At 48.1% G+C, this 13,366-nt stretch carries 14 protein-coding genes and 1 pseudogene; 11 read left to right on the top strand and 4 right to left on the bottom strand.

Annotated elements, in window-relative coordinates:
• The first annotated feature begins 95 nt into the window (after positions 1-95).
• From yxdL to JNUCC21_RS20615, 3 genes are read left to right on the top strand one after another with little or no spacing between them, the layout of a single operon-like run.
• The gene (gene yxdL, locus JNUCC21_RS20625; protein WP_025285531.1) at positions 96-869 is read left to right on the top strand and encodes an ABC transporter ATP-binding protein YxdL; all 774 of its coding nucleotides are present in this window, start codon (positions 96-98) and stop codon (positions 867-869) included.
• A complete protein-coding gene (yxdM, locus tag JNUCC21_RS20620) occupies positions 844-2,712 on the top strand; it encodes an ABC transporter permease YxdM (protein WP_369878452.1) in 1,869 nt (622 codons plus the stop codon). The genes yxdL and yxdM overlap by 26 nt, the downstream gene beginning before the upstream one ends.
• Before the next feature lie 13 nt (positions 2,713-2,725).
• A complete protein-coding gene (locus JNUCC21_RS20615) occupies positions 2,726-3,073 on the top strand; it encodes a YxeA family protein (protein ID WP_369878451.1) in 348 nt (115 codons plus the stop codon).
• 40 nt (positions 3,074-3,113) lie between these two features.
• Here JNUCC21_RS20615 and JNUCC21_RS20610 read toward each other — a convergent pair whose 3' ends face one another.
• On the bottom strand, positions 3,114-4,076 hold the full coding sequence (locus tag JNUCC21_RS20610; protein ID WP_101670270.1) for an iron-hydroxamate ABC transporter substrate-binding protein: 963 nt from the start codon (positions 4,074-4,076) through the stop codon (positions 3,114-3,116).
• Between the two features lie 126 nt (positions 4,077-4,202).
• Here JNUCC21_RS20610 and JNUCC21_RS20605 point away from each other — a divergent pair.
• Positions 4,203-4,595 (top strand): annotated as a pseudogene (locus JNUCC21_RS20605) (hypothetical protein).
• 50 nt (positions 4,596-4,645) lie between these two features.
• Here JNUCC21_RS20605 and JNUCC21_RS20600 read toward each other — a convergent pair.
• Positions 4,646-5,008 carry a hypothetical protein gene (locus tag JNUCC21_RS20600; RefSeq protein WP_004393264.1) on the bottom strand — a complete coding sequence of 121 codons (363 nt, stop codon included), beginning with the start codon at positions 5,006-5,008 and terminating at the stop codon, positions 4,646-4,648.
• A 160-nt stretch (positions 5,009-5,168) separates the two neighbouring features.
• Positions 5,169-5,555: a hypothetical protein gene (locus JNUCC21_RS20595; protein ID WP_007407822.1), complete on the bottom strand. Its 387-nt coding sequence runs from the start codon at positions 5,553-5,555 to the stop codon at positions 5,169-5,171.
• A gap of 110 nt (positions 5,556-5,665) precedes the next feature.
• Between JNUCC21_RS20595 and JNUCC21_RS20590 the strand changes: the two genes are divergently transcribed.
• The 7 genes from JNUCC21_RS20590 (at position 5,666) to JNUCC21_RS20560 (ending at position 11,854) form a co-directional block, all read left to right on the top strand.
• Positions 5,666-6,085 (top strand): DUF3255 family protein, encoded by a 420-nt coding sequence (locus tag JNUCC21_RS20590; RefSeq protein ID WP_025285528.1) that lies wholly within the window; start codon positions 5,666-5,668, stop codon positions 6,083-6,085.
• Positions 6,075-6,599 carry a hypothetical protein gene (locus tag JNUCC21_RS20585; protein ID WP_043020881.1) on the top strand — a complete coding sequence of 175 codons (525 nt, stop codon included), beginning with the start codon at positions 6,075-6,077 and terminating at the stop codon, positions 6,597-6,599. Before JNUCC21_RS20590 ends, JNUCC21_RS20585 begins: the two co-directional genes overlap by 11 nt.
• 68 nt (positions 6,600-6,667) lie before the next feature.
• A complete protein-coding gene (gene yidA, locus JNUCC21_RS20580; protein ID WP_043020882.1) occupies positions 6,668-7,480 on the top strand; it encodes a sugar-phosphatase in 813 nt (270 codons plus the stop codon).
• Between the two features lie 70 nt (positions 7,481-7,550).
• On the top strand, positions 7,551-8,492 hold the full coding sequence (locus JNUCC21_RS20575) for a sugar-binding transcriptional regulator (RefSeq protein ID WP_007407818.1): 942 nt from the start codon (positions 7,551-7,553) through the stop codon (positions 8,490-8,492).
• 90 nt (positions 8,493-8,582) lie between these two features.
• Positions 8,583-9,251 carry a deoxyribose-phosphate aldolase gene (gene deoC / locus JNUCC21_RS20570; RefSeq protein WP_004393277.1) on the top strand — a complete coding sequence of 223 codons (669 nt, stop codon included), beginning with the start codon at positions 8,583-8,585 and terminating at the stop codon, positions 9,249-9,251.
• Between the two features lie 92 nt (positions 9,252-9,343).
• Complete coding sequence (locus JNUCC21_RS20565; RefSeq protein ID WP_004393280.1) at positions 9,344-10,525, top strand: NupC/NupG family nucleoside CNT transporter; 1,182 nt, start codon at positions 9,344-9,346, stop codon at positions 10,523-10,525.
• 27 nt (positions 10,526-10,552) lie between these two features.
• Entirely contained in the window at positions 10,553-11,854 is a 1,302-nt protein-coding gene (locus JNUCC21_RS20560; protein WP_025285525.1) for a pyrimidine-nucleoside phosphorylase, read from the top strand.
• A gap of 39 nt (positions 11,855-11,893) precedes the next feature.
• Here JNUCC21_RS20560 and JNUCC21_RS20555 read toward each other — a convergent pair whose 3' ends face one another.
• Complete coding sequence (locus JNUCC21_RS20555; RefSeq protein ID WP_007407815.1) at positions 11,894-13,312, bottom strand: amino acid permease; 1,419 nt, start codon at positions 13,310-13,312, stop codon at positions 11,894-11,896.
• Positions 13,313-13,366 lie beyond the last annotated feature (54 nt).

The following is a 13,366-nucleotide window of genomic DNA, read 5'->3' as shown; positions in this document are numbered from 1 at the left end:
ATGGATTTATGTCAAGGGGATTTTTATGTTAAATGCCCCGGCACTACATGAAAGCAGCCCAGACCAACAAGAATAAAACCATAAGGAGGATTTTCATGGCGAATATGCTTGAAGTCAAACATATAAATAAAACCTATAAAGGACAAGTGTCCTATCAAGCTTTAAAACAAATTTCGTTTTCAATAGAAGAAGGCGGGTTCACGGCGGTGATGGGACCGTCCGGCTCCGGAAAAACAACGCTTTTGAATATCATTTCAACGATTGACCGTCCGGATTCAGGCGATATCCTGATTCACGGAGAAAACCCGCATCGCCTGAAGCGGACAAAGCTCGCTCATTTCCGCCGCAAGCAGCTCGGATTTGTGTTCCAGGATTTCAACCTTCTGGACACACTGACGATCGGTGAAAATATCATGCTGCCGTTAACGCTTGAAAAAGAAGCGCCGTCTGTCATGGAAGAAAAACTGCGCAGCATCGCGGCAAAGCTCGGAATTGAAGACCTGCTCAACAAACGGACGTTTGAAGTATCCGGCGGACAGCGCCAGCGGGCCGCCATCGCAAGAGCGGTCATTCATAAGCCGTCACTCATTCTGGCCGATGAACCGACGGGAAACCTTGATTCCAAAGCGTCAAAAGACGTCATGGAAACGATGCAGAGCCTGAACCAGGATGATCATGTCACGGCTTTGATGGTGACCCATGATCCGGTTGCGGCAAGCTACTGCCGCCGCGTCATCTTTATAAAAGACGGCGAACTGTTTAATGAGATTTACCGCGGGGAAAACCGCCAAGTCTTTTATGAGCAGATTCTTGATGTGCTGTCTATGCTGGGGGGAAACGCAAATGACCTTTCTTCAGTTCGCTTATAAAAACGTCACGAGAAACAAAAGGGCCTATCTTGCTTTCTTTTTAAGCAGCGCTTTTTCCGTTTTGATTTTCTTTACCTTTGCGATGTTCCTGTTTCATCCGGCACTAAAGGAAGGCTACCTGAATAACATCGCCAAAAAAGGCTTAACCGCCGCGGAATGGATGATCTTTGTTTTTTCTTTCTTATTTGTTCTGTATTCGGTTAACGCATTTTTGAAATCGAGAAATAAAGAATTCGGCATCCTGCTCATGCAGGGTATTACGCCGGTGCAGCTGAGAAAGCTCATTACGGCGGAAAACATGATCATCGGCGTCATGTCGATCGCAGCCGGGATTATCGGAGGCTTCATTTTTTCGAAAACGTTCTTTACGGTCGGCGCTTATATTTTAGAAATGGACGCGCTGCCACTGTACATGCCTTGGAAAGCGCTCGGCATTACGGCCGGCGGATTTCTGCTTTTATTTTTCCTTTTATCGCAGTTTACGATCCTTTTTGTCAGATCAAATACGGTGATCAAATTAATAAAGGGCACTGACAAGATCAAGCCGGAGCCGAAGCCGTCCGTGCTTCTGTCCTTATTCGGCATCGCCTGCCTGTGCGGCGGGTACGGCATGGTCCTGAAAGGCAATGTCCACGGGACTGAACCGTTTATCATTTTACTGCTTACCGTCATCGGCACGTATTTCTTTTTCAGCCAAAGCAGCATCTGGATTCTGCGCGCGCTGAAGAAATGGAAAACCTTTTATCTGCGCGGGAAAAATGTCATATGGGTTTCTGATCTTGTCTATCGTTTAAAAGACAACGCCCGCCTGTTCTTTATCGTCAGCATTATTTCCGCGGTCGCGTTTACGGCGACAGGCGTGCTCGCGATGTACAAATCGACCGTCGGGGCGGAAGAGTCCGCCTATGAGATGGAGTATTTATCTTACAGCAATAATCCAAAAGAACAGACTCATTTGAAAGATATTGACCATGAACTGAAAACACACGGCTTTACGTATAAGAAAGACAAAATAGATGTTTCCTATGTCCGCTATCAGGAAGGAGATACTGTTCCCCCTGTTTACATGATCAGCGAATCGGATGTGTCAACATACTTCCATGTTAAGCTGAACGGCCTGAAACATGATGAGGCTGTCTATTTCCCGGGCACGTATGACCGCAATTTCAAAAACGAAGCGCCGGATCAGCTGAAGCTGCTGAATCAAAAAGGTAAGCCGTCCGGCCAAAAACTGTTGGTAAAAGAAGTCAAAAAACCGCTGATCTCATTGAATGCCATCATCGCGGTGAACGATCAAACCTTTGATCAGCTCAAATCACTCGGTGATAAAGCGTCATTATACGGCTACAGCTACGATCGTTGGAAAGACAGTCTTGGGATCAGCCAATCCTTGAAAAATGAGATTTACGGCAACTATATCGACGTCCATTCTGATTTTATGGCAAAAGCCGGCACGTACTATGATACGGTGCAGCTGCCGAGCCTGAGTTTATTCATCGGCCTGTTTATCGCAATCGTCTTCTTTGTCGCGGCAGCAAGTTTCTTATATTTCAGGCTGTTCACCGATTTAGATGAAGACAGGGAGCGCTACCGTTCATTGGCCAAAATCGGTCTGAGTGAGCGCGAAATGGCACAAAGCGTAACGATACAATTGGCGATTTTGTTCTTCTTCCCATTTGTCATTGCCGTCATGCATACGCTGTTTGCTTTGAGAACATTGGCCGTGGAAGGCTATTCCGATGTAGCGGGGCCGCTCAGTCTGACCATCGGAGGGTTTTTCATCTTTCAGCTTCTGTTCTTCCTCGCGGTGCGGACAAGCTATTTGAAAAAAATGAACAAGTAAGGGGAGTGCACAGATGAAAAAAGCATTGGCAATCCTGGCCGTCTTGGCAGCCGCTGCCGTCATATACGGACTTCTCTTTTTTCATAACGATGTTACAGACAGATTTAATCCGTTTATTCACCAGCAAGATGTTTATGTACAGATTGATCGAGATGGCAAACATCTTAGCCCGGGCGGTACTGAGTATACATTAGACGGATACAACGCATCCGGGAAAAAAGAAGAAGTGACCTTTTTCGCCGGGAAAGACCTTCGGAAGAACGCGTATTTGAAGGTGAAGGCGAAAGGAAAGTATGTCGAGACCTGGGAAGAAGTCAGATTTGAAGATATGCCGGGCTCCATACAGTCAAAGTTAAAGTGAACATGAAAAGCGGCACAGTGTCATGACTGTGCCGCTTTTTTTATTTTTTATTTTCTTCAGCCCGTTTGATCAGCATGTCGGTGATGATATCCATCTGTTTGCTGACGGCAATCGGGTCATACGGATAGAAGGTGTTGAAATCGTTGATAAAGACACGATTGTGTTTTACGGCATCGAGATTTTTCCAAACGGATGAATCTTTCAGACGCTCAAATGTTTTGCTTTCTCCATTCGGATTGTAATCGGTAATGAACATATAATCAGCCGCATATTGAGGGATGACCTCTTGGGAAACCTGTTTCATGGCGCCCGTTTTCATGATGTTTTTTTCAATTTTGGCCGGCGCTTTCAATCCGAGCGCGTTATAAACGGCTTGGCCGCCGCGGCCGGAATTGTCATTGAAAACCCAGATCTCGCCTTTATCCGTCGTTTCATATAGGCCGACTGTCTCGTCTTTGCTGATCACGTTTTTGAGGCGCTTTTGATTCGCTTCGGCTTTTTTGTTGAAGTCTGCCATAAAGCTTTTGGCTTTATCCTTCGCCCCGGCAATGTCGCCGAATAGGCTGACCGTATCTTTCGTATTCTTTGCGGTGTTAAAAGGAATGACAATCGTCGGCGCGATTTTTGATAGTTTCTCGTATTGGTCTTCCTTCATCAGCACGATTAAATCAGGCTTCAGCTGCATCACTTTCTCTACATTGACGGGATTGCCGATGTCAGTAATGTTTTTCAGCTGTTTTTTGATAAACGGATTTTTGAAAGTCCATGAGCCCGCCCCGACGACATTTGCGTCAACGGACAGCAGCTCACCCGCATAAAAGTCAGTGACGATCCGTTTCGGATGTGCGGGTATGTCAATATTTCCTTTTGTTGATTCATATGTACGCATGTCTGTCTTTCCTTTGCCTGATGCCGATCCGTTGTTTTCCTTCGCGCCGCTGCAAGCGCTTAATGCGAAAACAAGCAGAAGTGCCAGGCCGATCAGCCATGATTGTTTCTTCATAATGATCCCCCTATTTCAGTGATAATGATTATCATTATTAATATAGCAGGAAGACGTCATTCCGTCTATGTTTTTTATAGAAAACCTTCCTTGATTATCCATGTTATAGTAGTAAAGGAGGAATGAATGTTGATTACGAAAAGAGGGACTTGGTGGGAAGTGCTGCACAGCTGGTGGCTGCTGCTGACTTTTGCGCCGTTTGCGCTGACCGCTTTCCTGTCCTTTTTCTATATCGGCTACCGGGCCAAGAACAAAAAATGACTGAAATACGGACTTATCTATTTTATTATTTTAGCAATTGCTTTTGTGCTGCCGAGCACGCCGGGCGTGTATATCGTGCTGCCATTATGGGTCATCTCCATCTTCCACGGGCTGAAAGTGCGGGCGGCTTATTTGATACAGCTTGATGTGTTTAAACAAAACGTCGAAGCAAGAGCGTTTGAAGCGGTAAGGCATGAGGCTGAAGCAAAATTCGGCGGAAAACCCGCTCATCGCATTGATCTGACAAAACAGAGATAAAAACAAATGACAAAGCCGGTATGTCGCGCTTTGTCATTTGCATGACCGGCCTATTGCTGGTATGAATGCTGCTGAAACGGTGTGTGATGCTGTGTTTGCGGGAATGAAGAAACATTAGCGTTTGCCATCGGTGCAGGCATGTGTCCGCTTACTTCCTGCTGAAGCTGATTGCACACATTCACGATTTGCTGGCATTTCTGAATGGCCAGTTCATGCCCCTGCAGCGCTTGCTGAATGGTATGAACGGCATGCTGTTCATGGTTAAGCATCTGCTGAAGCATTTGAATGTTTTGCTGTTCCTGCTGGAGCATTTGCTTGTACTGCTGACTGCTTTGCTGTGTCTGCTGAATAAGCTGCTGTGCTGTTTGGCGGCATTGCTGCAGCTGATTTCCGCTGTATTGGTTTTGATACATCATGAAAACCTCCTGGAGTGATTGATTTTACACATTTATCATGTGAAAGAATAGGAGAGGCATTCATGCAAGAAAAGGATTCAAATATTTACCTGTTATGTACAGAGCGGAATACAAGGCTCGGGATGGCCTGTCGAGCTTTGTATTCCGGCCCTTTTTCTCAGAAGCCGCCTTCTGTAGCGTGAAAAGGAATATTGAGTCTGTTTTCGACTGCGCGCAGGCGCTGATTCAAACGGTTTAAGCGGCGGGTATGGATTTCAATGGACTGGCTCAGCCGTCTGATCTGCTCATTCATACGCGTGATTTCCCGGTTTTGGCGCTGGTCTTCTTGTGAGAGGCGGGTGAGCTCTCTCGTTTGCTCGGCGTTTTGTCTTTCAAGCTGGGCGACTCTCCGTTCTAAACCTGTCGGCTGCCGCTCTTCGGACTGAGGGGGCGCATAATAATAGCTTTCCTGCTGCTGATACGGCTCATACTCAACGCGGTTCACTTCGTATTCCTGCTGCTGAGGGAAATAGGCAGGCGGGGTGTAGTACTGATATGGGTTCATTCATCATTCTCCTTATCTAGTGAAGTCTTTATACACTATGTAGTCAATTGCACAGTGCCACGGCATCCGCCTAAGTTACAGACGTAAAAAAGCTTCAAAGGAAGGTGATCATGTTGCGGAACATACGGATTTTCATCATGACGGTTCTTGTTTTCGGATGCGTCATGATAACAGGCTGCTCGCAAAAGAAAGCAGACGAACCCCCTTTTTATTACGGGACATGGGATGCGGGGCTGAAACCGGGCCCGATGGACGGGGTCAGATCTGAAACCGTCACGTTTACGAAAGACAGCGTGCTGACAAAGCAGGTCATTCAAGGCCGCGGCGAGGTTGCCATGCCCTCAGATGTGTACAAGGTGATCTCTCAGAACACGGACGGGACGATCGAGATTGAATACCTCGGACATCCGCACCCCGTCAAAAGCACGTTGAAAAGAGGAAAAAACGATACGCTCATTTGGAAGATATACGGAGAAACAAAAACAATGACAAGAATAAAAACCGGCGGGGAGGATGCACATGAGAAATAAGGCTGCCGACAGACTCGTTTTGACGGGTGTCATCGTACATATCATTCAATGGTTTTCACTGTTATGGTTATTTTTTATGCTTTTTGATCAGTTCGGGCGTTTTACCATTTACAATCCCAATGTCGTAAACGGAAGCATGCAGTCTTTTTCATTCTTTGATATGATGCGCGCTCTTCTGTTTTCCGGCACGCTGCGGAATACGCTCCTGCTGTTTCTGTTTGCGGCGCTACTCATTTACTTGTGGGTGAACGCTCTGTTTATCCTGCTGGAAATCGTTTCTTATATCATGATCAGGCGGAACAGCCGTTCATTATGGGCATACTTTCCCGCAGCGATGGGAATAAAGCTTGCCCTTCTGGACATAGCGGCCATCCCTTTCTTTGCGGCGGGGCTGATGCTCTTGAAGCAGAAAACAGATGACGGCGGCGAACAAGCTGACAAGGGGAAAAGACGGCCCCGCATCCGGAGGCAGGCCCGGTTTACGAAGAGAAGGCGGAGAAACTTGTCCGTTTGATTTTTCATTGAAACGAAAAAACGATATGATGAAAGCATAAGTAGAAAAGGATACAAAGGAGATGCAGGATGTACAAGTTAATCGCAATAGATATGGACGGAACACTACTAAACGATCATCATGAAGTGACGGCTGAAGTCCGCGGGGCGCTTGATGCCGCCAAAGCGGAAGGGGTCAATATCGTCCTGTGCACGGGCCGGCCGATCGGCGGCGTGCGTCGGTATTTGGAAGAGCTGAACTTACAGGAAGAAGGCGACTTTGTGATTGCCTATAACGGCGCACTCGTCCAAAATACGTATACAAACGGTGTCGTGGCCGAGCAGTCATTAGGTTATGAGGATTTGAAGTCGCTTTACGAGCTGAGCTTACAGCTGGATACTCCGATGCATTACTTTGACACAGCCAATCTGTACACGCCGAACCGGGATATCAGTGAATACACGGTATACGAATCATACATTACGAAAGTGCCGCTTCATTTCCGCACGATCGATGAAGTGCCGAAGGATATTCTGATTCCGAAAGTCATGTTCATTGACGATCCGGACAAGCTGGAGAAAGCGATCGCTTCCATTCCGGAATCATTCAAGGAAACATACACAATGGTCAAAAGCGCGCCATTCTTCTATGAGATTCTTCACCCGAAAGTCAGTAAAGGAAACGCAGTCAAGCTGCTGGCCGAAAAACTCGGCATTGAACAGAAAGACGTCATGGCAATCGGCGATAACGGCAACGACATGTCCATGATTCAGTGGGCCGGCTGCGGTGTGGCAATGGCCAATGCCATCCCGGAAGTAAGGGAGATTGCTGATTTTGAAACGAAATCAAATAACGAACACGGCGTGGCGCATGCGATTCAGGAGCTTGTGCTGAAAAAATAGGCACCCCATCAGAGGGTGCTTTTTTACCGCGTGTTTTGGTGATATGATAAGCGGAGAGGGGAGGCGCGACATGGATCGTGAAAAACAGCAGCTCAGCATAGAAGCGGCAAAACTATATTATCAATCAGATTACAGCCAGCAGCAGATCGCCGAACGGCTTGATCTGTCACGCCCCACCGTTTCAAGGCTGCTTCAGTACGCAAAGGAAAAAGGGTATGTTCAAATTCGCGTCATGGACCCGTTTGAGGATCTGGACGAACTCGGCGCAAAGCTGGAAGAAAAATACGGGCTGCTTGAGGCGCACGTCGTCTTTTCTCCAAGTGACGATTACCAGGCCATTACACATTACTTAAGCCGCTATGGCGCAGACTATATGCATAAAACCGTAAAGGACGGCGATATACTCGGCGTAAGCTGGGGGACGACGATGTACCAGATCGCAAGCCGCATGGAGCCGAAGCAGGTAAAGAGCGTTGAAGTCGTGCAGCTGAAAGGCGGCATCAGTCATTCCAATGTCAATACGTACTCGTCAGAAACGATTCAGCTGTTCGCCGAAGCATTTCAGACGATGCCGAGGTATTTGCCGCTGCCGGTTATATTTGACAGCGCCGATGTGAAACAGATGGTCGAGCGGGACAGACATATTAAGCGGATCATTGAAATGGGCAGACAAGCCAATATCGCCCTGTTTACGGTCGGAACCGTCCGGGATGAGGCGCTGCTTTTCAGACTCGGCTATTTCCGGGAAGAAGAGAAACAATTGCTGAAAGCACGCGGAGTCGGCGATATTTGTTCGCGCTTTTTTGACGAGGAAGGCAGGATTTGCAGCAGCAGCATTAACGGCAGGACGATCGGAGTCGAGCTCAGCGACTTGAAAATGAAAGAGCGTTCGATTCTGGTGGCGGGCGGCAGCAGAAAATGCAAAGCCATTCACGGTGCTCTGAAAGGAAAGTACGCCAACGTTTTGATTACCGATCAGCATACGGCCAAAAAACTCATTCAAGAATTGTGACAATTCATGAACATAATTTCAATTACCAATTTACATATGTTCAAAATTCGGTTATTCTAAACGTATCCTAGGAAAAAGGAAGTGCATACAATGTCAATTGCAAGTCAAATAGACCATACTGCTTTGAAACCGCATACACAAAAAGCGGATATTTTACAACTGATAAAAGAAGCAAAAGAATATAAATTCGCTTCCGTTTGTGTAAACCCGACTTGGGTCAAACTCGCAGCGGAGGAACTGAAAGGCACTGGAGTTGACGTTTGCACCGTTATCGGATTTCCTCTCGGCGCAACGACATCGGAAACAAAAGCATTTGAAACGAAGGATGCCATCTCAAAAGGGGCAACTGAGGTTGACATGGTCATCAATATCGGCGCATTAAAAGACGGCGATGATGAAGCGGTTGAAGCTGATATCCGCGCGGTAGTTGAAGCAGCTGATAAAAAAGCGCTCGTCAAAGTGATCATCGAAACATGCCTTTTAACAGATGAAGAAAAAGAGCGCGCGTGCCGCTTGGCGGTATCCGCAGGCGCAGATTTCGTCAAAACGTCTACCGGTTTTTCTACAGGCGGGGCAACGGCTGAAGATATCGCTCTCATGAGAAAAACAGTCGGACCGGACATCGGGGTCAAAGCATCAGGCGGCATCAGAACAAAAGCTGATGTTGACAGCATGATCGCTGCGGGCGCGAGCCGGATCGGCGCAAGTGCGGGCGTCTCTATCGTGAGCGGCGGAGACAGCGGCAGCAGCGACTATTAATCAGCAGTGCGGAAGCCGAAAGCTTCCGCCATCCTCTTTCTTTGTTGATGCATAAAAAATTGTAAGCGAATACAAATAAAAGGAGAACACATATGAAGTATCTCATCGGAATTATCGGAATCATTGTGTTTTTAGGTCTTGCCTGGCTTGCCAGCAACGGCAAAAAAAGAATCAGAATCCGGCCGATCGCCGTCATGCTCGTGCTGCAGCTGATTCTCGGTTATATTCTCCTCAACACCGGTATCGGGAATTTTCTTGTCGGCGGTTTTGCAAAAGGATTTAACTACTTGCTGGAATATGCATCAGAAGGGATTAACTTTGTATTCGGCGGGCTTGTGAATGCGAAACAGACGACGTTCTTCATGAGCGTGCTTCTGCCGATCGTCTTTATATCCGCTTTAATCGGAATTCTGCAGCATTGGAAGGTCCTCCCCTTCATCACGAAGTATATCGGTCTTGCGTTAAGCAAGGTGAACGGAATGGGGAAAATCGAATCTTACAACGCTGTCGCATCCGCGATTTTAGGGCAATCAGAAGTCTTTATCAGTTTGAAAAAACAGCTCGGTTATCTTACTGAACAGCGCTTATATACGCTTTGCGCGTCCGCAATGTCGACGGTCTCAATGTCGATCGTCGGTTCTTACATGATGATGCTGAAGCCTGAATACGTCGTGACGGCGCTTGTGCTGAACTTATTCGGCGGATTTATCATCGCTTCTATCATCAACCCGTACACCGTCAGCAAAGAAGAGGATTTGATCGTCGTTCCTGAAGAAGAAAAGCAATCCTTTTTTGAAGTGCTCGGTGAGTATATAATGGATGGATTCAGAGTCGCCGTTGTCGTAGCGGCGATGCTGATCGGATTTGTCGCACTCATTGCCCTGGTCAACGGCGTTTTTAATGCGGTCTTCGGCATTACATTCCAGGCGCTGCTCGGATATGTATTCGCGCCATTTGCGTTTTTAACCGGTATTCCGTGGAATGAAGCGGTGAGCGCCGGAAGCATTATGGCGACGAAAATGGTATCGAATGAATTTGTGGCGATGCAGACGCTCTCGTCCGGCGATTTCCATTTCAGTGCGCATACACAGGCAGTGGTATCTGTATTCCTTGTCTCATTCGCGAATTTCTCCTCTATCGGTATCATTACCGGTGCGGTGAAAGGGCTGCATGAAAAACAAGGAAACGTCGTCGCGCGGTTCGGGCTGAAGCTGCTGTACGGCGCAACGCTCGTCAGCTTCCTGACAGCGGCGATCGTCGGATTGATTCACTGAACATAAATGAAGGACAGGTGATAGATCATGAGAATGGTAGATCTTATTGTAAAAAAACAAAATGGAAAAGAACTGACAACAGAAGAAATTCAATTTTTCGTAAAAGGATACACGGACGGAAGCATCCCTGATTATCAGGCAAGTGCGCTGGCTATGGCGATTTACTTTCAGGATATGACAGATCAGGAGCGCGCCGATCTGACAATGGCGATGGTGAATTCAGGGGAAACGATTGATCTCTCCGCCATTGAAGGCATTAAGGTCGACAAGCACTCTACGGGCGGGGTCGGCGACACGACAACTCTCGTACTCGCACCGCTCGTCGCGGCGCTCGGCGTTCCCGTTGCTAAAATGTCCGGCCGAGGTCTTGGCCATACGGGGGGAACCATTGATAAGCTGGAAGCGATCGAAGGCTTCCACGTAGAATTGTCAAAAGATGAATTCATCAAGCTTGTGAACCGCGACAAGGTAGCCGTCATCGGACAAAGCGGCAATTTGACGCCTGCCGATAAAAAGCTGTATGCGCTGCGTGATGTAACGGGTACGGTGAACTCCATCCCGCTGATCGCAAGCTCAATTATGAGTAAAAAAATCGCCGCCGGAGCAGATGCCATCGTGCTTGACGTCAAAACGGGAGCCGGCGCGTTTATGAAAACGGATGAAGACGCCGTGAACCTCGCCAAAGCAATGGTCCGCATCGGAAACAACGTCGGCCGCCAGACGATGGCCGTGATTTCTGACATGTCGCAGCCGCTCGGTTTTGCGATCGGGAATGCCCTGGAAGTACAAGAAGCCATTGATACATTAAGAGGGGAAGGCCCTGAAGACTTAAACGAACTCGTCCTCACGCTCGGCAGCCAAATGGTCGTATTGGCGAAAAAAGCTGAGACATTGGAAGAAGCGAGAACGAAGCTGCAGGAAGTCATGAAAAACGGCAAAGCGCTTGAAAAGTTCAAAGAGTTCCTGAGCAATCAGGGAGGAGACGCTTCTGTCGTTGACGATCCGTCCAAACTTCCGCAGGCGGCGTACAAAATTGACGTTCCGGCAAAAGAAGCGGGTGTCGTTTCAGAAATCGTCGCTGACGAAATCGGCGTCGCAGCGATGCTGTTGGGCGCGGGACGTGCGACAAAAGAGGACGAAATCGATCTTGCCGTCGGCATTATGCTCCGCAAAAAAGTCGGTGACAACGTCGAAAAAGGCGAGCCGCTCGTCACCCTTTACGCCAACCGCGACAACGTTGACGACGTGACCGCCAAAGTCTATGACAACATCCGCATCTCAGAAAAAGCGGAAGCGCCGAAACTGATTCATACGCTGATTACGGAATAAGACAAGAAAGGCACATACCTCATCAGTATGTGCCTTTTTTTATGGCATGGTTTTATCCAAATGAATGTCACGGACGGATTGTTTCGGCTGTTTCTTTCTCAAAAAACGAATGAGATAGCACAGGATCATACAAGGAATTCCGCAGAAGAGGGCGATTCTTTGATTGGGATCAAATGCAAGGCCTACGCATGAAGCGAAACATAAGATCACAGCGGCGATCGGAACGAGAGGGTATAACGGTGTGCGGAAGGTCAGATCCGAGACGCGTCCGCCGTTTTTCACATAATGTTTTCGAAATAACAGCTGAGACAGGGCGATGCTCATCCACACCACGACGCCGGCAAATCCGGCTATTGCCACAAGCACCACGTAGACCGTGCCCGGGGCGGCGATGCTTGAGATCAAGGATATGCAGGAAACGGCCATGCTGGCGAGCAGAGCATTCAGCGGAATGCCTTTTGGCGTGACTTTTTTGAACCGGGCGCTGATCATGTTTTCATTCGCAAGAGACCACAGCATCCGGGTGGAAGCATACAGTCCGGAGTTGGCGACCGAAAGCAAAGCCGTTAAAATCACGAAATTCATGATATCGGCGGCGTATGGGATACCGATTTGGGAAAAGACCGCGACAAACGGACTTTCAATCACACCGGCTTCCTTCCAGGAGATCAGTCCGGACAGCACAAAAATGGCACCGATAAAAAAGATGACCGTTCTCCAGGCGACATTTCGGATCGAACGCGGAATATCTTTTGCCGGATTGGCGGTTTCACCCGCTGTAATTCCGATCAGCTCCGTCCCTGAAAAGGCAAAGCTTACGGAAATCATTGCAATGAAAACCGCAAGAAAGCCGTTCGGAAACAGTCCGCCGTGTGAGGTGAAATTCGACAGCATCGGAGCTTCACCCGAACCGTGCAATGAAATCAAACCGAACATCGCGGCGCCGCCTAAGATGATAAATAAAAGGATGGTGACGATTTTGACGCTGGAAAACCAAAACTCTGTTTCTGCAAACAATTTAACGGAGAATGCATTGGCGGCAAAAAGGAGAGCCGCGAAAATCGCGCTCCACATCCAGACGCTGCTGTGGGGAAACCAGCGCTGCATGAGGATACCGGAAGCTGTAAACTCCGATCCTACCGTCACCACCCAATTCACCCAATACATGATACCGACCATAAAACCCGTGGACGGCCCGATAAACGTTGTCGCATACGTTTGAAATGAACCGGTCACAGGCATGGCTACTGACAATTCTCCGAGACACTGCATGACAAGATACATCATCAAGCCCCCGATCAGGTAAGCGGCGATCGTCCCGCCCGGCCCGGCCTGGCTCAATGTATACCCTGTGCTCAAAAACAGCCCCGTGCCGATGACCCCTCCCAATGAAATCATAAATAAGTGCCTGCTTTTCATCGTGCGCTTTAGTTGATTGCCGCCTTGATCAACATCCATCGTGATCTCCCCCTTTTTGCGTGGCGTGAGAATCTTCCGGCAGCCGAGAGCACG

The organism is Bacillus sp. JNUCC-21 (assembly GCF_041222765.1).
Lineage (GTDB): Bacteria > Bacillota > Bacilli > Bacillales > Bacillaceae > Bacillus > Bacillus velezensis.
This window is presented reverse-complemented; position numbering and strand designations above follow the sequence as displayed.

Bases quoted from the DNA above. Each gene is read 5' to 3' on its own strand.
- yxdL (WP_025285531.1), top strand. From the start codon at position 96: ATGGCGAATATGCTTGAAGTCAAACATATAAATAAAACCTATAAAGGA.
- yxdM (WP_369878452.1), top strand. From the start codon at position 844: ATGACCTTTCTTCAGTTCGCTTATAAAAACGTCACGAGAAACAAAAGG.
- JNUCC21_RS20615 (WP_369878451.1), top strand. From the start codon at position 2,726: ATGAAAAAAGCATTGGCAATCCTGGCCGTCTTGGCAGCCGCTGCCGTC.
- JNUCC21_RS20610 (WP_101670270.1), bottom strand. From the start codon at position 4,076: ATGAAGAAACAATCATGGCTGATCGGCCTGGCACTTCTGCTTGTTTTC.
- JNUCC21_RS20600 (WP_004393264.1), bottom strand. From the start codon at position 5,008: ATGTATCAAAACCAATACAGCGGAAATCAGCTGCAGCAATGCCGCCAA.
- JNUCC21_RS20595 (WP_007407822.1), bottom strand. From the start codon at position 5,555: ATGAACCCATATCAGTACTACACCCCGCCTGCCTATTTCCCTCAGCAG.
- JNUCC21_RS20590 (WP_025285528.1), top strand. From the start codon at position 5,666: ATGTTGCGGAACATACGGATTTTCATCATGACGGTTCTTGTTTTCGGA.
- JNUCC21_RS20585 (WP_043020881.1), top strand. From the start codon at position 6,075: ATGAGAAATAAGGCTGCCGACAGACTCGTTTTGACGGGTGTCATCGTA.
- yidA (WP_043020882.1), top strand. From the start codon at position 6,668: ATGTACAAGTTAATCGCAATAGATATGGACGGAACACTACTAAACGAT.
- JNUCC21_RS20575 (WP_007407818.1), top strand. From the start codon at position 7,551: ATGGATCGTGAAAAACAGCAGCTCAGCATAGAAGCGGCAAAACTATAT.
- deoC (WP_004393277.1), top strand. From the start codon at position 8,583: ATGTCAATTGCAAGTCAAATAGACCATACTGCTTTGAAACCGCATACA.
- JNUCC21_RS20565 (WP_004393280.1), top strand. From the start codon at position 9,344: ATGAAGTATCTCATCGGAATTATCGGAATCATTGTGTTTTTAGGTCTT.
- JNUCC21_RS20560 (WP_025285525.1), top strand. From the start codon at position 10,553: ATGAGAATGGTAGATCTTATTGTAAAAAAACAAAATGGAAAAGAACTG.
- JNUCC21_RS20555 (WP_007407815.1), bottom strand. From the start codon at position 13,312: ATGGATGTTGATCAAGGCGGCAATCAACTAAAGCGCACGATGAAAAGC.